The sequence below is a fragment of the Flagellimonas ochracea genome, from assembly GCF_009903685.1.
Lineage (GTDB): Bacteria > Bacteroidota > Bacteroidia > Flavobacteriales > Flavobacteriaceae > Flagellimonas > Flagellimonas ochracea.
The window spans coordinates 239,830-260,441 of record NZ_JAAABI010000004.1 but is presented as its reverse complement, the minus strand read 5'-3'; the positions used below and the strand labels follow the sequence as shown (position 1 = coordinate 260,441).

Below are 20,612 nucleotides of genomic sequence, written 5' to 3'. Positions count from 1 at the left end.
AAAAGAAAAAGTGCCTAAATCTTGAAGATCTAAGTATTGGTTTTGCCCCTCTTTTCAAACTTGTTACAAATTTTTCAGCGCCAATTTTATAATGTCCTCTGCGCTTAAAGATGAGTCTTGGGAAAGCACCTTGTCAACAATCTTTTCAGATTGCCTCCTGGCGAAACCAAGAACCTCTAATGCAGATAACGCTTCTTCTTTGTTTGTATTGTTTGTTTGCAGTGAAACTTCACCAATGTCGTGGACTTTCAAAATCTTGTCTTTGAGGTCCAAAATTATACGTTGCGCGGTCTTCGCACCAATTCCCTTTACGGCCTGTATAGACGGCACGTCGCCATTGGCGATGGCGTTCTTTACTTCCAACGGCGACAAGGACGACAACATGGTCCTGGCAGTACTTGAACCCACTCCTGAAACGGACAACAACAACCGGAACACATCGCGTTCTGACTTTTCGGCAAAACCAAATAGGGTATGGGAATCTTCCTTGATCAATAAATGCGTAAACAGGTGTATGTTTTCCTGATCTTTCAGCAGGGAAAAAGTATGCAATGAGATGTTCAAAAAATATCCAACTCCATTACATTCCACAATCACATGGGTTGGATTCTTTTCGACCAGTTTTCCTCTTAGGTGGGTAATCATTATTATTATTTTGGATAGATGTGATGCAAATTGCTACTCGCCCATTCTTACTTTTCTTCTTTTCTCACGCTCCTGGGCATCGATAACGGCTACGGCAGCCATATTTACCATTTCATCCACACTGGCACCCAATTGTAATATGTGCGCAGACCTTCGAAGTCCCACCATAATGGGTCCAATAGAATCGGCATTATTGAGACCCTTCAGTAATTTATAAGTGATATTGGCAGCCTCCAGATTTGGAAAAATAAGTGTATTCACCTTTTTCCCGGCCAACTTGGAAAACGGGAAATTGTTATTGCACAGCTCCTGACTTAAGGCGAAATCCGTTTGAATTTCACCATCAACCACCAATTCCGGATTGTTTTCGTGTAGAATCCTTACCGCCTCTTTCACCTTTTGTGCATTGGGATGACTGGAAGACCCAAAATTGGCATAAGAAAGCAAGGCCATTACCGGATTGAATCCAAAAGTTGAAGCTACATTGGCCGTCATTCGGGCAATTTCCGCCAATTCTTCTGCATCTGGATCAACGTTGATAGATGTATCCGCCAAAAACAGTGGTCCTCTACTAGTAATCATGATGTTTACCGTTGAGGCATTTTTAACGCCTTTGGACCGACCCAAAACTTCGAACACAGGTTTAAGTACCTTCGGATACGATCTTGAATAACCTGAAATCATTCCATCGGCATCACCCTCCAACAACATCATGGCTCCGAAGTAATTGCGTTTTCCCATATTTACTCTAGCACTGTATTTGGTCTCCCCCTTTCGTTTTCGGGATTCCCAAAGTTTGACTGCGTAACGCGTTCGCATATCACTGCATTCATCTGAACGTGGGTCAATGATGGGTACATCGGCATCAAAATCCAATTCTTCCTTGAGATTTTCGATAGTTTCCTTGTTCCCCAACAAAATGGGATGTGCAATCCCTTCCTCATAAACAATTTGGGCAGCCTTCATAACATCCAATAGCTCGGCTTCAGCAAAAACAATACGCTTTGGGTTTACTTTGGCCCGATTGTGAAGCATTCGAACTACCTTATTATCATTCCCCGACCTTAAGTAGAGCTCTTCTTCATATTTTTTCCAATCTTGAATTGGTTCTTTGGCGACGCCACTTTCCATGGCAGCCTTGGCAACTGCAGGAGGTATTTTTGTTATCAGACGTGGATCAAATGGTTTTGGAATGATATACTCCTTGCCAAAAGTTAGTCTGGTGGTATCGTATGCAATATTTACCTGCTCTGGCACAGGTTCCCGGGTCAAATCGGCCAAAGCCCTTACCGCTGCCATCTTCATTTCTTCATTTATCTTGGTAGCTCTTACATCCAAAGCACCCCTAAAAATAAAAGGGAAACCCAATACATTGTTCACTTGATTGGGATGATCGGACCTACCCGTGGCCATGACGATGTCCTTTCTGGTGTTGCAGGCCAAGTTATAGTCAATTTCCGGGTCTGGATTCGCCATGGCAAAGACTATGGGGTCTTTGGCCATAGATTTGAGCATTGCGGGTGTAAGAATATCGGCAATGGAAAGACCAATGAACACATCGGCATTCTTCATGGCCTCTTCAAGTGTGTCTATTTTTCGGTCAGTGGCAAATTCCTTTTTTTCATGGGATAGGCTTTCACGATCACTTCTTATCACCCCCTTACTATCCAGCATCACAATGTTTTCTGCCTTGGCTCCAAAGGCTTTGTAAAGCCGAGTACAAGAAACAGCCGCAGCCCCTGCTCCACTTACCACAATTTTCACCTCCTCCATCTTTTTATGAGTCAGTTCAAGGGCATTCAACAAAGCTGCCGCAGAGATAATGGCTGTTCCGTGTTGGTCGTCATGCATTACCGGAATATCCAACTCTTCCTTCAATCTGGTTTCTATCTCGAAGGCTTCAGGGGCTTTGATATCTTCTAAATTTATTCCACCAAAGGTGGGAGCAATGATTTTGACCGTATCTATAAACTTATCCACATCCTTGGTATCCAGCTCAATATCGATTCCATCGATGTCGGCAAAAATCTTAAACAACAGGCTTTTACCTTCCATAACCGGTTTAGCTGCTTCCGGTCCAATATCCCCAAGTCCCAATACTGCAGTTCCATTGGAAATAACTGCCACTAAATTTCCCTTAGCGGTGTATTTATAAACATCATCCTTGTTCTTTTTGATTTCTAAACAGGGTTCTGCAACTCCCGGGGAATAGGCCAATGCCAAATCGCGCTGGGTGGAATAGGGCTTGGTTGGGACCACCTTTATTTTTCCGGGTTGAGGTTTTGCATGATAGATTAAAGCCTCGCGTCTATGTTTCTTCTTGCTCATATAGTGAACTATGAAGGGCCAAAGTTAGGAGTTTCGCCATAATTGGTATGGCGTTTCGGCAATATTTTCCTAGTAGGTGTTATTTCCCAATTTCAGTAATGCCTACAGATGTATTATTGCCTATGGGATTTCCACATCCATTGCTGAATCCAATTTGTCCTTGGGTAAGTTGAGGCGCATCGCCAAGACCCCTGCTATTACGAAGAATACGCCGCCAAACAATATGGCATTTACCGCATTGTTATCCAACACATTCTTAATGATAGGACCAAAACTTACCGTTTGAATAAGCATGGGGATTACAATCATCATATTGACAATTCCCATATAAACCCCTCGTCGTTCTTCTGGAATAACTTTGGAAACCATGGCATACGGAATTCCCATCATGGCAGCCCAACCGATACCAAACAACACCATGGGGGCCAACAACAGCCATTTATCAGTAATGAAAGGCATGCTTAACATGGCAATTCCTGTAAGGAACAAACAAACTACATATACAAGTTTAGAACCAATTCGTGCCGCCATGGGTACTAAAGCGAGTGCCACAATCATGGTCACAAAATTGTACGTTCCATTCATTAGACCGGCATGCCCTAAAGCTTGTTCTGCCAAAGATTGTATATTCTGAGCAAAGGACTGGTCTTGAGCACTGATTTCAGCACCTTCCCTAAAAGATGTCATTATGGACTCAAATTTCTCGTTGTCCTCGTTGGAAATACCGAACAAGCTGGTGCGGAGCATGGGCGGCATAAATTGCCAGTATACAAAAAGTGCATACCACTGAAATAGATATACCGCGGCCAATTTCCAAAGGAAACCGGGCATTACTCCGATGGCCTCTGCTGCTTCCAATAGGGGATCCAAGGTGTCCCCAAGCTTCTTAATGCTTCGGTTGCTTGTATTGTTTTTGATGATTCGATAGAGCATGAAAAGCCAAGCGAAGGCAAATACCAGCACGATAATTACCCAAAGATTGACGTTGTCCCATAATTGAGGGAACAGTTCACCGACCAAATAACCCAACAAAAGTGGCACAGAAAAAATTACCAGAAGTACGCTTAATATTTGGATGATGGGAGCCGGTGTACCATCATTATGTTTTTTGATTTCTTCCAACTCTTTGTCAGTTGGTGGAATTTCAGGTGTTTTCCATACCGACCACATAACCGTTCCAATGGATGCCAGCGCTCCTAAGAAGAAAGAATAGTATACCCAAGTTGGGATGGATGATACTGTTTCGGCAGCAGCATCAAAAATGCCTCCACCTTCAACTGGGGTGCTAAACCAATGCTGGAACATAAAAAGAGACAAGTTGGCCAGCGTTATTCCGGCCCCTACAAATAAACTCTGCATTTGATAACCAAAGGTCAACTGGCTATCGGGCAATTTATCTCCAACAAATGCTCTATAGGGTTCCATGGCAGTATTATTACCTGCATCCAAAATCCAAAGGAGTCCCACTGCAAACCACAACTCAGGACTAAAAGGAAAGGCGAAAAGACACAAACTTGCCAAAATGGCCCCAATCAAGAAGAAAGGTTTTCGCCGCCCTCCCCATTTTGGTGACCACGTTTTATCGGAAATGGCTCCGATAATGGGCTGTATCAACAAACCGGTCACAGGGCCTGCCAAGTTCAACAAAGGCAGCTCGTCATGATGGGCGCCCAAAAATGAAAAAATTGGACTTACCGCGGTCTGTTGAAGGCCAAAGCTAAATTGGATTCCGAAGAATCCAACGTTCATATTCCAAATTTGCCAAAAATTAAGTCTTGGTTTAGTGATCTTAGTCATCCCTTGAGTTTAGTTAGTTATCGGAACAGCTCCAAACCGTGTTTTGATTCCTTCAAAAATCCCTCGGTATTTTTGCGAATATCACAGCTGGATTGCCAAACAAGATAGCATTTTTAATCTTTTGGTTAAAAAAACTTAACATCTAATGCCTCGAAAATGACAACGAAATCGTTGTAGTTATTTTTGCGATTTTAAGAAATTGATGTTCCGCTGCAAACCGGTGAATTTGGTTCGCTTGACCGCCGATTTTTTAAACACCTTTTTGAAAACATCCTCAGTAATCTCTTCCCAATCTTTTTTGGTCATGGACAATAAATCTGGGTGTGGGTCGAAGAGTGGTTCTTGATGGGGTTTTGAAAAACGGTTCCACGGGCAAACGTCTTGGCATATATCGCAACCAAACATCCAATCGTCAAATTTTCCGCTATATTCAGAAGGGATTTCATTCTTCAATTCAATGGTGAAATACGAGATGCACTTGCTGCCATCTACAACATACGGTTCCACAATGGCCTCTGTGGGGCACGCATCGATACAAGCGGTGCATGTTCCGCAATGGTCGGTCGCCGGGGTATCATATTCCAATTCGAGGTCGACAATCAATTCAGCAATGAAGTAGAAAGAACCAACCTGTTGGGTCAATAAATTGCTGTGCTTGCCCATCCATCCCAGACCGCTCTTAGCCGCCCATGCCTTATCCAAAACAGGAGCCGAATCCACAAAAGCACGGCCATGCACTTCTCCTATTTCTTCATGTATAAAATGCAATAAGCTTTTAAGCTTGTCCTTTATCACAAAGTGATAATCGGTTCCATAAGCATATTTGGAAATTTTATAAGATTCAGGATTTTGCACTTCGGACGGGAAGTAATTCAACAGGAGCGAGATGACCGATTTGGAACCCTGAACCAATTTGGTCGGGTCTAACCGTTTATCAAAATGGTTTTCCATGTACGACATTTCCCCGTGCATATTTTGGTTGAGCCATTTTTCCAGTCTTGGAGCTTCTTCTTCCAAAAACTTAGCTTTTGAAATACCACATGACAAAAAACCGAGGCGCTTGGCTTCGGTTTTGATTAAACTGGTATGTTGTGCTTTTACATGCAAACTAAAATAATCCTCCTTGGGTTCCCCCTTTTAGCTTTCCCAAATGGGTATAGGCCAATTCGGTCACTTCCCTACCCCGTGGTGTGCGCATGATAAAACCCTGTTGAATCAAAAAGGGCTCATAAACTTCTTCAATTGTCTCGGCACTTTCTGATACGGCTGTGGCCAAGGTGGTAATTCCGACCGGGCCCCCTTTAAATTTATCAATAATGGTGGAAAGAATTTTATTGTCCATTTCATCCAAACCGTGGGTATCAACGTTCAAGGCCTTTAGTCCAAATCTAGATATATCAAGATCAATGTTGCCATCTCCCTTAATTTGGGCAAAATCACGGACCCTGCGCAGCAGTGCGTTACATATTCGAGGTGTGCCCCTACTCCGCCCGGCAATCTCTATGGCGGCATCATTGGTTATGGGAACTTTTAAAATGTCGGCACTACGCTGGACAATGGTGGAAAGCAGTTCGGTGTCGTAGTATTGCAAACGGCTTGATATTCCAAAGCGGGCCCGCATCGGTGCCGTCAAAAGACCTGAACGTGTGGTAGCACCAATCAAGGTAAATGGAGCCAAGTTTATCTGAACGGAACGGGCATTGGGCCCCGTCTCTATCATAATGTCAATTTTATAATCCTCCATGGCGGAATACAGGTACTCTTCCACAATAGGGCTAAGACGATGGATTTCATCAATAAAAAGTACGTCCCGTTCTTCTAGATTGGTCAAAAGTCCAGCCAAATCACCCGGTTTGTCCAACACAGGACCAGAAGTCACCTTGATTCCGACTCCCAATTCGTTGGCCAAAATATGGGCAAGTGTGGTCTTGCCCAATCCGGGCGGGCCATGAAAAAGTGTATGATCTAAAGCTTCATCGCGTAGATTGGCCGCCTGAACAAACACCTTTAAATTTTCCAATACTTGCTGCTGACCTGTGAAATCATCAAAAGTGATTGGCCGTAATGCTCTTTCTATGTCCAACTCCTCTTGGGAAAAGTTGTCGCTTGTTGGATCTAGGTTTTCATTCATCTACAAACAAATATAGTTGAAAACACAACGTGGACCGTAAAATGACCTGTGCATCTTAACAATCTAAGCCTTAACTTAGTTACATAGAAAATCAGCATCGCCTCAATCTAAAATTCTATGGTCACTACAGCTTATTCCCTGGGAATTTTACAATATATCCCCTTTTTCTACGTGATTTGGTCGGACGACCTCCTTTCCGCTTCTGAAATCTCCGTGGTCAAAAAAACCATTGAGCAGGATGCCTCACTAAATCCGGAGGAAAAGCAGCAACTCATGCTTTGGCTCAACAGGGAGAATCCGCCAAAAGATGAAGAAATCAAAAGTTGGAAACAGACCATATCCCATTCGCAAATCAAACTTATTGAAAATGACACCTATCCTTTGACCTCTTTTAGCCAACGCTTGGGCAATGCTCATTGTGCAGGATGCGAGTTCAATGACCATTTGAAGCACATTGAAATTAATTTGGGCATACAGCCCAATCACTACAACCACCTTTTTGATGTGGAAGTCATTCACGAAAGGACCTCCAAACAATATGATGCCGAGGTACTGGATAACCTATTAAAAGGCTCCCATGGTGCTTTAGTGGATTCGTTTCGCAAATTCATTGATCAACCCATTTTTGAATGGGATATTGATAGGGATAAAGAGGTGTTCAGAAATCGTGTACTGGAACAAGTTTTCCTTTTAGGTGAAAAAGGATACGGGGCCATGGCATACCCAAAAGATTTTGGCGGCATTGAAAATATGCCGGCCTATGCCGCCATTTTTGAGCATTTAATGTATGTGGATGGGAGTTTGGCCGTGAAGTTTGGAGTACAATTCGGTTTATTTGGCGGTAGTATTCAAAAGTTGGGAACGGCAAAACATCATGATCAATACCTAAAAAATGCTGGAAGGTCCAAACTGTTAGGCTGTTTCGCCATGACAGAAACAGGGCATGGTTCCAACGTAAGAGGGATTAAAACCACCGCTACCTACGATGCATCCTCAGACCGAATTATAATCAACACTCCTGGCCAAAATGACAACAAAGAATATATTGGCAATGCGCTCCACTCTAAAATAGCCACCGTATTTGCCCAATTGATCGTCAATGGAAAAAATGAAGGGGTTCACGCCATTTTGGTTCCCTTGCGTAATGAAAAACATGAGGTTCTTGAAGGAATCACTATTGAAGACAATGGCTATAAGCTAGGTCTAAATGGGGTAGACAATGGAAAAATTTGGTTCAATCAAGTTAAGGTGCCACGAGAAAACCTGTTGGACAAATATGGGGAAATCCGAAAGGATGGTTCTTATTTTTCAGCCATCAAAAATCCCAATAAGCGCTTTTTTACCATGTTGGGCACATTAGTGGGAGGACGCATTTGTGTGGCCCGAGGGGCCTTGGGTGGAGCCAAAATGGCGTTGACAATTGCAGTTAAATATGCATTGGGACGGAGACAGTTCAACGATAGCATAAAAATGCAGGAAGACCTGATTATGGACTACCCCACCCATCAGTTACGCTTAACCCCTCTCGTCGCCAGTGCCTATGTGTATCATTTTGCCCTTGAGGAACTGATGAAACAATATAGCGACAATTCAAAATCAGACAAAAGAATGATTGAAACACAAGTGGCGGGATTAAAATCGGTCATCACTTGGTTTGCCAGCGATACGATACAAGAATGCCGAGAAGCCTGTGGTGGAAAAGGGTACTTATTGGAGAACAGATTAGCCGATTTACGGGCCGATGTTGACATATTCACCACTTTTGAGGGAGATAACACCGTACTGTTGCAATTAGCGGCCAAAGGAATTTTATCCGATTTTAAGGCTGAGTTCAACAGTGCAGGGTTTTCCTCTGTGCTGAAATTACTTCAAAGTCAGTTGTCTGATAAGCTAACGGCAATCAATCCTTTATACTCCAACAAGGTGGATGCGGAACACTTGTACAATCCCAAATTTCATCAACATGCCTTTAATTATAGAACCCGCCGATTGACCTATACTTTGGCGATGCGTATCCGAAGTTATATTAAGAAGGGAGTGCCTGCTTATCAGGCTTTTTTGAAGGTGCAGACACATTTGCTGGCATTGGGAAAGGCTTACAGCGTTGAGCTTGCGTATAAGGAATACCTCAAAGTGTATGATGGCATCGAAGATACAGAGTATAAAGACCTGATGAAAAAATTGGGCTCGCTCTATGCACTATATCAAATTCGATTGGATGCACAGTGGTATTTGGAACAAGGATATATTGGCAGCAGCAAGTCAAAGGCCATAAGACAGCGTGTAGAAAGATTGTCTTCAGAACTGCGACCCCATATTGAAGTACTGGTGGAAGGTTTTGGCATTCCCGATCATTGTGTTACCGCACCTATTGCCCAATGATCACTCTTCCTTCTTGATTAATTGGGCGGAATCTGTGAATTCATTTATGATGATACCCGAATTGCCGTATAAGTTGATTCTGGCCCTGTCCTTTGCAGTCAATTCCAACTGTTGATACACGTTTATTTTGGCGTCTGCCTCTTTATCGGCCATTAGCTTTAATGTCCCGGTCTCCATGTTTTCTGCTTTGTATTTAGAATAACCCGTCAACCTTGCTTCTACATGTTGTGAAGTTCCCTCAAATGTTATGGAACTCTGTCCTTCCAAGTCTAACAAGCTTACCTCATTGACAGCATAGACATAAGCTTGTGCCCTTTTGTTGAGACTTATGTTCAAAGAGTCGGCATCCACATTAAAATCTCCTCTGCTCATATCTTCCAAATTAATGTCCAAAATCTCGGCCCTAGCCTTGATGTCCAATCTTGAGTTTCCAAAGCCATCCACAAACAATTCGTCGCTCTCCACCCTATCCATGGTTAAAATACTACCTTCTTTAAGAGTAATGGATTTTAATTCCGTGTAGTTGACGGTAATGTCGAATTGTTTTTTTGCAGTAACCTCATAATAGGAACTGATTACTAAGGTACTGTCCTCGACGTTGAATTTAAGTATGTCAATCAGGTTGTCATCAGCAATAATCTCATACCCTGGACCAAAGGATTTCTTCAAAACTATATCCAAATCATCATTAAGTAAGATAGCATTGAAGGCAGGTAATTCTTCGTTAACCTGAGAAACAACCCGACTTCCTTTGATCTTAGGTTTTCGTTGGGCAGTCAATACTATGGGACCGACCAAAAATAGCAGCATCAATATTTTTTTCATGGCATTGTTCAGTTGGGGCGTTTAGGTTAAAGATATGTATTTCATGTAAACCATTCTTTGAGCAAAAAAAAGCCCATTTATGTAAATGGGCTTTATGTTTTTAAGTTTAAATCATCAATGATTCAATTCCTCTTCATTTTCTTGCAGCGGAACATCTTGAGGGACAAAATCCTGTCCGGGAATAATATATTCACCATTCTCATAGGTCTTGCTATAATCATAGGCCCAACGATGGACATGGGGAATTTCACCCGGCCAGTTGCCGTGCATGTGCTCCTGCGGTGCAGTCCACTCCAAAGTATTGGAACTCCATGGGTTTTGTGGACCTCTTTTTCCATAGAAAATGCTAACAATAAAATTGTAAACGAAAACCAATTGTGCCAAACCGGCAATAAGTGCAAACACAGTCATCAATACCTGCACGTTTGTCAATTCATCAAACATAGGGAATGCCGTATTCTCATAGTAACGTCTTGGAACACCTGCCATACCCACGAAGTGCATTGGGAAAAACACTCCATAGGCACAAATTGCAGTTATCCAAAAATGGACATATCCCAAATTCTTGTTCATCATCCTACCCTGGAACATTTTGGGGAACCAATGGTAGACCCCTGCAAAAAGTCCATATAAAGCAGAGATACCCATCACTAAGTGGAAGTGTGCAACAACAAAATAGGTGTCGTGCACATTAATGTCCAAGGTGCTGTCTCCTAAAATAATTCCTGTTAAGCCACCAGTAATGAAAGTAGATACCAAACCGATTGAAAACAACATCGCGGGATTCAACTGCAAGTTACCCTTCCATAAAGTAGTTATGTAATTAAATGCCTTTACCGCAGACGGAATAGCAATCAGCAAGGTGGTGAATGTAAATACGGAGCCCAAAAATGGGTTCATACCAGAGATGAACATATGGTGTCCCCATACGATAGTGGATAGAAACGCAATGGCCAAAATGGATGCCACCATTGCCCGATATCCAAAAATTGGTTTTCTTGCATTAGTGGACATAACCTCGGATGTGATACCCAAAGCTGGCAACAATACGATATAAACTTCTGGGTGACCCAAGAACCAAAACAAATGCTCAAAAAGAACTGGTGAACCTCCCTGATAATGCAGTACTTCTCCTTGAATAAAGATATCAGAAAGGAAGAAGGAAGTACCAAAACTTCTATCCATAATCAACAGCAGGGCCGCAGAAAGAAGAACCGGAAAGGAAATAACACCAATAATTGCAGTAACAAAAAATGCCCAAATGGTCAAAGGCAATCGAGTCATCGACATTCCTTTGGTCCTAAGATTTATTACAGTCACGATGTAGTTCAAAGAACCTAAAAGTGAGGAAGCAATGAATATGGCCATGGATACCAACCAAAGTGTCATACCTGCACCAGATCCTGGCTGAGCCATTGGCAAAGCACTCAAAGGAGGATAAATGGTCCAACCTGCAGCGGCAGGGCCTGCCTCCACAAACAATGAGATAACCATGATTACTGAAGATAGGAAGAACATCCAGTAGGAAAGCATGTTCAAAAAGCCAGATGCCATATCCCTTGCTCCAATCTGAAGCGGAATCAACAGGTTACTAAAAGTACCACTTAATCCTGCAGTCAATACGAAAAACACCATGATGGTCCCGTGAATGGTGATCAAGGCTAGATAAATGTCCGCATCCATGACACCGTCAGGAGCCCATTTACCCAACAAGGCCTCAAAAATGGGGAACGATTCCCCGGGCCAAGCCAATTGCATTCTAAAAAGCAAGGACATTGCTATGCCGATGAATCCCATAATGAGTCCTGTAATCAGGTACTGCTTGGAAATCATCTTATGATCTTGACTGAAAATATATTTTGTTACAAAAGTCTCTTTATGGTGATGTCCATGATCATCGTGTGCATGATCGTCAACATGTGCATTGGCTACTACAGACATATTCCAAATTATTTTTTAAGTTATTTCTTCTTTTTCAGCAATTAGTTCGTGGCTTCCGCTTCTGGTTCTACGGCAACTCCGTCATTGGTGTTGAACGCTTGTTCTTGGTCATCAACCATTACGGTTTCCTTAAAGGTTTTTTGTTCAGCCAACCATTTATTGAACTCCTCTTCGGATTCCACGATAATTTTCATTTGCATATTGTAGTGGGACTTACCACATATTTTATTGCACAGCAGGACGTAATCAAACTCCCACGGTTCGGAATTTGGTCTACCTTCAGCCGCCCATTCGGCCCGCAATGCATTGGTTCTTTTCACTTTGTCGACAACATCTGGGTTCAAACGTATTTCTTCCGTCGTTACTGTAGGTGTGAACGAAAACTGGGTAATCATACCGGGAACGCAGTTCATCTGAGCTCGAAAGTGTGGCATATATGCCGAATGCAAGACGTCTTGTGAACGCATCATAAAGTTCACTTTTCTGCCCACTGGTAAGTGAAGTTCCTTTACAATAACGTCATCTTCCCCATTGGGATCCGCCTCATCCAGACCAAGCACATTGGCCCTGTTAATATCAATCAAGCGCACACTTGCCTCTCCCAGCACATTGTCTTGACCACCATAACGGGCGGTCCAGTTAAATTGTTGGGCATATAATTCAACAATCAATGGATCATCTTCATCATTGATATCCATAATATTTGTCCATGTGTATAGTCCCCAAAGAATCAAACCAGCCAATACAATAACGGGGATGATGGTCCAAATGAACTCCAGTCGATCATTATCCGCGAAGAAAAGTGCTTTTTTGCCTTTTTCACCACGGTACTTATATCCAAAATAGTGCAACAAGGCCTGGGTAATGGTCTGCACAAAAAAGATGATTCCGAAAGAAACCCACATAAGTTGATCATATTCACCACCATGGGCAGAGGAAGCTTCGGGAAGAAGTACCTTAGAGTACTTGGCAAAACTGAATATGGTAATCCCGTAGATGAAAATCAAGAATGCAAAAAGCAAATAGCCGTTATATTTGTTATCGGTATCGTTTGCGATCTCTGTGTTCTCAGCTGTTTTAACCTGTGACAATTCAAATATTTTGGTCATTTGCCAAATGGCAATTCCCACCAGTACTAAAACAGTCAATGTCAATAATGCAGTCATTGTATAATTATCTAAGACTTAATCGTATTAATAATGAAATTGTCTACTTTCCTCAATAAAAGGATTACGTTTCGGTTGTAACGGTACTTTCGTCAATGCATTGAACACCCAGAATGTAAACAATCCTCCAAAGAACAATATACCTCCCATTTCTGGTAGTCCAAAGCTCCACTGGTCGCCCACCGTTGCTGGCATTACCATATTGAAAACATCCAAATAGTGGCCTAAAAGCAACACTATACCGGTCATCACCACAAACCAATTTATGCGCTTGTAGTCACTGTTCATCAAAAGCAATAATGGAAAAATAAAGTTCATGGCCAACATAGTAAAGAAAGGCAGCTTATAATCCTGAAAGCGCGCGACGAAATAGGTCACTTCCTCTGGAATGTTGGCATACCAAATCAACATAAACTGGGAAAACCATAAATAGGTCCAAAAAATGCTAATGCCGAACATAAATTTGGCCAAGTCATGAATGTGACTATCATTTACATCTTCTAGGTATCCTTTGGATTTAAGGTAGATAGTAATCATTGCAATCACTGTTATTCCCGAAACAAACATACTGGCAAAAATATACCATCCAAAGAGGGTACTGAACCAATGCGGATCCAAACTCATAATCCAATCCCAAGACATCATGGATTCGGTAATTAAGTAAAATACCAAGAACCCAGCTGACCACCTAAAGTTTTTCACAAAGTTGGTATTGTCATCCGATTGGTCCTGGGCCAATGAAAGTTTTCTTGAATACTCGCGGTAAAAAATCCATCCTCCCAAGAAAATTGCAGCTCTCACCAAGAAGAAAGTAGGATTCAAATATCCAGCCTTCCCTTGTAATAATTTGTCGTGGGCCACTGTATCAGCATCCATCCAAACAAACATATGGTTCATGTGCAGTACAGAAAGTACCAAAATCACAAATACAATGATTCCTCCAGGAACCAGATAGGCGGTAATTCCTTCCATGACCCTAAACAACAGCGGTGACCAACCAGCCTGCGAAGCACGTTGTACGGCATAAAATGCCAATACCCCCAAGGCAATCATAAAGAAAAAGAATGCGGCAACATACAAAGCAGCCCATGGCTTGTTTTGTAATTGATGCAACAAGTGCTCGTCGTGAGAGTCGTCGTGACCCTCATCAGAACCATGTGCAGTACTTTTACCATGGCTTTGGTCTCCATCATGGCTTGCTGCTTCTTCGGCATGACCTCCGCCATGTCCATCGTCATGTGCAGATACCACCATGGCTTTTGCCTCTTCCACGGTTGAAGGAGCGGAAACAAAACCTATTGCCAAAAAAATCAGCCCAAGGCCCATGGCAATAAAAGATCCTATTTTTAGTCTGTTTGAAAAGGTGTACATAGTTTACTCTTATCCAATTATTTTGTTAGGTCCTCCTTTAATTTCATAACATATTCAGAGACTTGCCACATTTCTTTCTCATTGGCAAACTGGGCCGCATATGATCCCATGGAGTTCAATCCATAATATATGGTGTGGTATGTGGTACCCACGGTAATATTTCTCGCTGCATCAGCATAGCTGGGAACACCGAGTATTTTCTCTCTTTTGACCAACGTACCTTGTCCAGCACCTTTGGCACCATGACAAATGGCACAATAAATATCGTAGAGCTCCTTACCTACGGCCAAATTTTCCTCAATTTTAAGTGAGTCCAAAGGACTTGGATTCGATCGTGCCAATTCTTTTCCCTCAGGAGTGTTTTCAAATCCATAGGGCATCCATTCTTTGGGAATGGTCCCCTCAACTGGTAACATGGCTTCCGTTCCCTGTGGAAACAAGCCATTGTCCACCGCTTCATAGGTTTCGTATCCCACAGATTCATACATATTGGGCATGTATTGGTAGTTGGGGCTGTTTTTATCAGCACACGCAGCAACGGACACTATCAAAACCAATACAACAATTATTTTACCTAAGTGCTTCATATTTTTAAGAGTCCTTTTCTGTAACATTTATTTCCACAGCTCCGGTTTCCCATAGCAAATCGGTGAGTTCCTTTTCATTGTCATGCAGCCCAATTTCCATTAGAAAATGATCATCCGTGGTTCTTTTATCTGGATTCTCCGCTTTTTTAAATGGCCACATTCTGCTTCTTAAATAAAACGTGATTACCATAAGGTGTGCCGCGAAGAAAACCGTCATCTCAAACATGATCGGTACAAAGGCCGGCATATTTTCCAGGTAGCTAAAGCTTGGTTTTCCACCAATATCCTGGGGCCAATCTTCAATCATGATGTAATTCATCATAACTATAGCCACTGCAAGACCCAAACAACCGTACATGAAGGATGTTATCGCAATACGAGTATCTTCCAGTCCCATGGCCTTGTCCAGACCGTGAACCGGAAAGGGGGTGTATACTTCCTCTATGTGATGATGTGCTGCCCTAACTTTTTTTACGGCATGCATCAAAACATCGTCATCGGTATAAAGTGCCTGAATAACTTTTGACGCCATACTTATTTTTTATTGTTTAATATCCTTGCTTGACCCGCCCAATCGTCACGTTGTGCACGACCAGGAAATCTTCCTGTGATTGAATCCAACAAGTCATATTCCTTTTCCGTCATTCGACCTACCTGTGCATAGGTGAAAATGCCTATTTCATTTAAAATGCGTTCCATTTCGGGGCCAATTCCTTTGATTTTCTTCAAATCGTCAGCAGTTTCCTTAGTAGCATCAAAAGTCCCCACGGAACCCAACAATTCCGAAACACCCACTTTATCGCCAACTGTAGGTTTGGCTTCCCCCATCAATTCGTCATCTGTGATGATTTCTTGTTTAGGAGTATTTTTATGTGCAGGTTTCTCATACAATGGTTTTCCTGCATCCCTCAATTTTTTATAGCGTTCCCCTGAAGATTTTAGAATCGACTTTACTTCAGCCTGCGCAATTACTGGGAATGTTCTAGAATACAAAAGGAATAGCACAAAGAAGAATCCGATAGTTCCAATGAATATCCCAATGTCCACAAAGGTGGGTGAAAACATGGTCCAAGATGATGGTAGGTAATCCCTGTGCAAAGAGGTTACGATAATCACGAAACGCTCAAACCACATTCCTATGTTCACGACAATGGAAATAAAGAACGAGAACATGATACTGGTTCTCAATTTTTTGAACCACATGAATTGTGGGGAGAACACATTACAGGTCATCATGGACCAATAGGCCCACCAGTAGGGTCCCGTAGCTCTGTTCAAGAAAGCATATTGTTCATATTCCACTCCAGAGTACCATGCTATGAACAACTCTGTGATATAGGCACATCCAACGATAGAACCTGTAATCATTATTACTATGTTCATCAACTCGATATGCTGAACGGTGATATACGCTTCAAGGCTACATACTTTTCTCATGATGATTAGAAGCGTCTGCACCATGGCAAATCCAGAAAAAATCGCCCCAGCAACAAAATAAGGTGGAAAAATGGTGGTATGCCATCCTGGAATCACCGAAGTAGCAAAGTCAAAGGATACTATGGTATGTACTGAAAGCACCAAAGGTGTGGCCAAACCAGCAAGGACCAAGGATACTTCCTCAAAACGTTGCCAATCTTTGGCGCGTCCTGTCCATCCAAAGCTCAACAGACTATATATTTTCTTTTGGAAAGGTTTTACGGCTCTGTCGCGAATCATAGCAAAATCAGGCAATAAGCCCGTCCACCAGAAAACCAGGGAAACAGATAAATAGGTAGAAATAGCAAATACGTCCCAAAGCAGTGGGGAATTGAAATTGACCCAAAGTGAACCAAATTGGTTGGGAATTGGAAGGACCCAATAGGCCAACCAAGGACGTCCCATGTGAATAATAGGAAATAATCCTGCTTGAATAACGGAGAAAATCGTCATCGCCTCAGCAGACCGGTTAATCGCCATTCTCCATTTTTGTCTGAAGAGCAGTAATACCGCCGAAATAAGTGTTCCTGCGTGACCAATACCCACCCACCAAACGAAATTGGTAATATCCCAGGCCCAGTTAACGGTTCGGTTAAGACCCCAAACCCCAACACCGGTGGAAATGGTATAAATGATACATCCTAAACCCCAAAGGAATGCGACTAAAGCTATGGTAAAAACAATCCACCATTGTTTGTTCGCCTTTCCCTCAACTGGACGGGCAATATCCACAGATACATCGTGGTATCCTTTGTCTCCAAGTACTAAGGGCTTTCGAATAGGTGCTTCGTAATGCGACGCCATAATTTATCTTCTTGTTACTTCTTTTTTATTGATTAAGCCTCATCGGTGTTTCTTACTTTCACATGATAGAAGACATTCGGTTTTGTGCCGACATGCTCTAACAAGTGATACATTCTATCATCCTCCTTCAATTTCGCCACCTGGCTATCTTTATCATTAATGTCTCCAAATACCATGGCTCCACTGTTACACGCTGCTGAGCAAGCGGTTTGGAATTCCCCATCTTTGATGGTTCTGCCTTCGCGCTTGGCATCCAAAATGGTCTTTTGGGTCATTTGTATACACATAGAACATTTTTCCATGACCCCTCTGGAGCGTACATTAACATCTGGATTAAGTACCATCTTGCCTAAGTCATTGTTCATATTGAAATCGAACTCATCATTGTCATGGTACAAGAACCAATTGAACCTACGTACTTTGTAAGGACAGTTGTTTGCACAGTACCTGGTTCCAACACAACGGTTATAAGCCATATGATTTTGCCCCTGTCTACTGTGCGAGGTTGCGGCTACTGGGCAAACGGTTTCGCAAGGAGCATGGTTACAGTGCTGGCACATAACCGGCTGGAAAGCCACTTCAGGGTTTGCCGAAGGATCTTCCATTTCACGTAACCCGCCCAACGAGCCATTTTCTCCCCAAAGACCATCCAAATTATCTTTTCGCTCATTGTCCTGCTCAAAAGTTTCTTCGGAAGAATAATACCTATCAATACGTAACCAGTGCATATCGCGTGAGCGACGGATTTCTTCTTTACCGACAACTGGTACATTATTTTCAGCATGACAAGCGATAACACAGGCACCACATCCAGTACACGCATTTAGATCTATGGATAGATTGAAATGATGCCCAATGGAACGATCAAACTCATCCCACAGATCGGCATCTGGAGAGGTTACTGGTATTTCTTGGTGATTCAATGTCACCTGGGGCATGTGGTTCCACTCATGGTGATCCTTGGTGTTGAAAATCTCCAAAGTGGTCTCCTTGATAATGTCTCCTCGACCCATTAAGGTTTTATGCTGCTGAACGCAAGCAAACTCATGTTCGCCATCCGCCTTTTCAACAGTAACCGATTGTACGTCAGAAAAGTCCTTATATAAGGTATATGCATTTACTCCTGTTGCCATTTCGGCTTTCATTCCAGCTTTCTTTCCATACCCGAAAGACAAACCTAACGTTCCAGGAGCCTGCCCTGGTTGAACAATTACCGGAACTTTGTCCAATACGTTGCCATCCACAGTTAACTTTGCATAGTTTCCATTTACGCCACCGTTGGCCACAGTGAAGTTCTCAAAACCCCATTCTTCCGCATCGGCCTTGGACACTGTTACATAGTTGTCCCATGAAACTCTTGAAATAGGATCTGGGAATTCTTGCAACCAAGGATTATTGGCCTGGCGACCATCTCCCATGCCTACTTTGGAATACAATACCAACTCAGTATCACCTCCAGTGGAATTCACCAAAGAACGAATGGCAGAAGCAATGGGAACGATACCTGCTTCAACAGGATTCTCTTCATTTTCTCCGGATAAAGAGACAGCTTGCTCTTCGTCCAAGACAACCATTTCTTCAAAAACACCATCTTGTAGTGCCGTATTCCAAGAACCTCCATTGAGGATTACCGTTTCCCAGTTTTCTTTTATGTAGTCGTAATAGGTTTTATCGCTACCCATCCAAATCAACAAAGCGGTCTGCAACTGTCTTGTATCGAACAATTCGCGAATAACAGGCTGCATCAAGCTGAATTGTCCTTTTTTGAATTGGGCATCTCCCCAAGATTCCAAGTAGTGCGAAGCTGCAGCCACGTATTTGGATGACTGGGCGGTTTCATCATTATTGAAGGCAAAAGAAACAGAAACATCTACTTTTTCCAATCCAGAAACAAATTCATCGGCATTGGGCAAGGTGTAGGCAGGATTAACCCCGTCCATAATCAAAGCTCCCACTCGACCTGCATTCATATCAGCAATCAACTTGTTGACTTTTGCAGTATTACCTTGACGAACGTATCTTGGGTTTTCCGTATCAAGCGCCTCACTGGCCAAAAGTTTGTTGATCGCCAACACTACGGTCTGGGCGTGTATATCATTTAGTCCGGTCACCACGACCGCTTTACTTCCTGCTTTTTTGATTTGAGCCGCTACTTTATCAACAGCCTCATCCACATCTGAAGTGCCACCGCCAACATTGCTGCCATTCAACTTTCCATAAAGCTTGGCAAGCGCGACTTTTTGCTGGGTGGGCGTCATGGGATATCGCTTATCCGCATTCGCCCCCGTTAAGGACATGTTGGATTCCAATTGGATATGCTTGGACATTTTTCCATTTTTGGGAACCCGTCCCTTGGCATATCCACCATCGAAACCTCCACCTTGCCAATCGCCCAAGAAATCGGCACCAAAAGAAACGATCAAATCCGCTTTGCCAAAGTCGTAATCCGCTAATGCACGTTCACCATAAGCAGCGTTGAAAGCATTCAGAGCAGCGTCTTCGGAAATGGCATCATACATCACATGATTCACATTCTCACCATACATTTCCTTAAACTCGGCAATCAATTTGTCGGTTGAAGGACTTGCGTATGTTTGGGTCAACAGTACAATTTGCCTGTTGCTTCCTTTAAGACTGTTGAGTTTGGCCCTTACAGTGGCATCCAGGAATTTCCACTCAACGGGTTCACCGTTTGCAGAAGGTCCCTGCACCCTTTTGCTGTCATATAGTGTCAATACCGAAGCTTGCACACGGGCATTGGCCCCTCCGTTCACCTTGGCATCGATATTGTTTTCAATTTTTATCGGCCTGCCCTCACGTGTTTTCACAAGGATACTGGCAAAATCAAAACCATCTGCTATGGTGGTAGCGTAATAATTGGCAACGCCGGGTACAATTCGGTCCGGCTGCACCACATAGGGTATTGATTTGTGAACAGGTCCCTCACAAGCTGCAACAGTGGCAGCTGCAGTACTGAAACCTACATATTTTAAGAAATCCCTTCTACTGGTATTGGAGCTTGACAAATTTTCCTTGTCTCCCAAAAAATCATCCACCGGAATTTGCTCGGTAAACTCGTTCTGTCTTAGCGTCTCAACAATGGAATCGTTCGGGTTTAGTTCCGCTTCGCTCTTCCAGTATTTCTTGTTTGATGCCATA

General features: G+C 42.8%; 14 protein-coding genes. 1 reads left to right on the top strand and 13 read right to left on the bottom strand.

Annotated elements, in window-relative coordinates; genetic code table 11:
• Positions 1-63: 63 nt before the first annotated feature.
• From ruvA to ruvB, 5 genes are all read right to left on the bottom strand, one after another.
• Positions 64-645, bottom strand: coding sequence for a Holliday junction branch migration protein RuvA (ruvA, locus tag GTQ34_RS12835; RefSeq protein WP_166524207.1), 582 nt, complete (start codon positions 643-645; stop codon positions 64-66).
• 33 nt (positions 646-678) lie between these two features.
• Complete coding sequence (locus GTQ34_RS12830) at positions 679-2,973, bottom strand: NADP-dependent malic enzyme (RefSeq protein ID WP_166524206.1); 2,295 nt, start codon at positions 2,971-2,973, stop codon at positions 679-681.
• A 120-nt stretch (positions 2,974-3,093) separates the two neighbouring features.
• Positions 3,094-4,770: an MFS transporter gene (locus GTQ34_RS16815; RefSeq protein ID WP_166524205.1), complete on the bottom strand. Its 1,677-nt coding sequence runs from the start codon at positions 4,768-4,770 to the stop codon at positions 3,094-3,096.
• A 177-nt stretch (positions 4,771-4,947) separates the two neighbouring features.
• Positions 4,948-5,877, bottom strand: coding sequence for a tRNA epoxyqueuosine(34) reductase QueG (gene queG, locus GTQ34_RS12820; protein ID WP_166524204.1), 930 nt, complete (start codon positions 5,875-5,877; stop codon positions 4,948-4,950).
• A 1-nt stretch (position 5,878) separates the two neighbouring features.
• Positions 5,879-6,901, bottom strand: coding sequence for a Holliday junction branch migration DNA helicase RuvB (ruvB, locus tag GTQ34_RS12815; RefSeq protein WP_166524203.1), 1,023 nt, complete (start codon positions 6,899-6,901; stop codon positions 5,879-5,881).
• A gap of 117 nt (positions 6,902-7,018) precedes the next feature.
• Between ruvB and GTQ34_RS12810 the strand changes: the two genes are divergently transcribed.
• Positions 7,019-9,283, top strand: coding sequence for an acyl-CoA dehydrogenase family protein (locus GTQ34_RS12810; protein ID WP_166524202.1), 2,265 nt, complete (start codon positions 7,019-7,021; stop codon positions 9,281-9,283).
• Here the strand turns inward: GTQ34_RS12810 and GTQ34_RS12805 are convergent, their stop codons facing one another.
• The 8 genes from GTQ34_RS12805 to GTQ34_RS12770 all read right to left on the bottom strand — a co-directional run bounded on the left by GTQ34_RS12805 (position 9,284) and on the right by GTQ34_RS12770 (position 20,611).
• Positions 9,284-10,108 carry a GIN domain-containing protein gene (locus GTQ34_RS12805; protein ID WP_166524201.1) on the bottom strand — a complete coding sequence of 275 codons (825 nt, stop codon included), beginning with the start codon at positions 10,106-10,108 and terminating at the stop codon, positions 9,284-9,286.
• Positions 10,109-10,222: 114 nt separating this feature from the next.
• The gene (locus tag GTQ34_RS12800) at positions 10,223-12,049 is read right to left on the bottom strand and encodes a cytochrome c oxidase subunit I (RefSeq protein WP_166524200.1); all 1,827 of its coding nucleotides are present in this window, start codon (positions 12,047-12,049) and stop codon (positions 10,223-10,225) included.
• A 41-nt stretch (positions 12,050-12,090) separates the two neighbouring features.
• A complete protein-coding gene (locus GTQ34_RS12795) occupies positions 12,091-13,215 on the bottom strand; it encodes a cytochrome c oxidase subunit II (RefSeq protein ID WP_166524199.1) in 1,125 nt (374 codons plus the stop codon).
• 27 nt (positions 13,216-13,242) lie between these two features.
• The gene (locus GTQ34_RS12790; RefSeq protein ID WP_166524198.1) at positions 13,243-14,586 is read right to left on the bottom strand and encodes a quinol:cytochrome C oxidoreductase; all 1,344 of its coding nucleotides are present in this window, start codon (positions 14,584-14,586) and stop codon (positions 13,243-13,245) included.
• A 17-nt stretch (positions 14,587-14,603) separates the two neighbouring features.
• Positions 14,604-15,173, bottom strand: coding sequence for a c-type cytochrome (locus GTQ34_RS12785; protein WP_166524197.1), 570 nt, complete (start codon positions 15,171-15,173; stop codon positions 14,604-14,606).
• Between the two features lie 4 nt (positions 15,174-15,177).
• The gene (locus GTQ34_RS12780; protein ID WP_166524196.1) at positions 15,178-15,705 is read right to left on the bottom strand and encodes a DUF3341 domain-containing protein; all 528 of its coding nucleotides are present in this window, start codon (positions 15,703-15,705) and stop codon (positions 15,178-15,180) included.
• 2 nt (positions 15,706-15,707) lie between these two features.
• Positions 15,708-17,453, bottom strand: a complete 1,746-nt coding sequence (nrfD, locus tag GTQ34_RS12775) for an NrfD/PsrC family molybdoenzyme membrane anchor subunit (protein ID WP_166524195.1) — start codon at positions 17,451-17,453, stop codon at positions 15,708-15,710.
• Between the two features lie 32 nt (positions 17,454-17,485).
• On the bottom strand, positions 17,486-20,611 hold the full coding sequence (locus GTQ34_RS12770) for a TAT-variant-translocated molybdopterin oxidoreductase (RefSeq protein WP_166524194.1): 3,126 nt from the start codon (positions 20,609-20,611) through the stop codon (positions 17,486-17,488).
• Position 20,612: the final 1 nt, after the last annotated feature.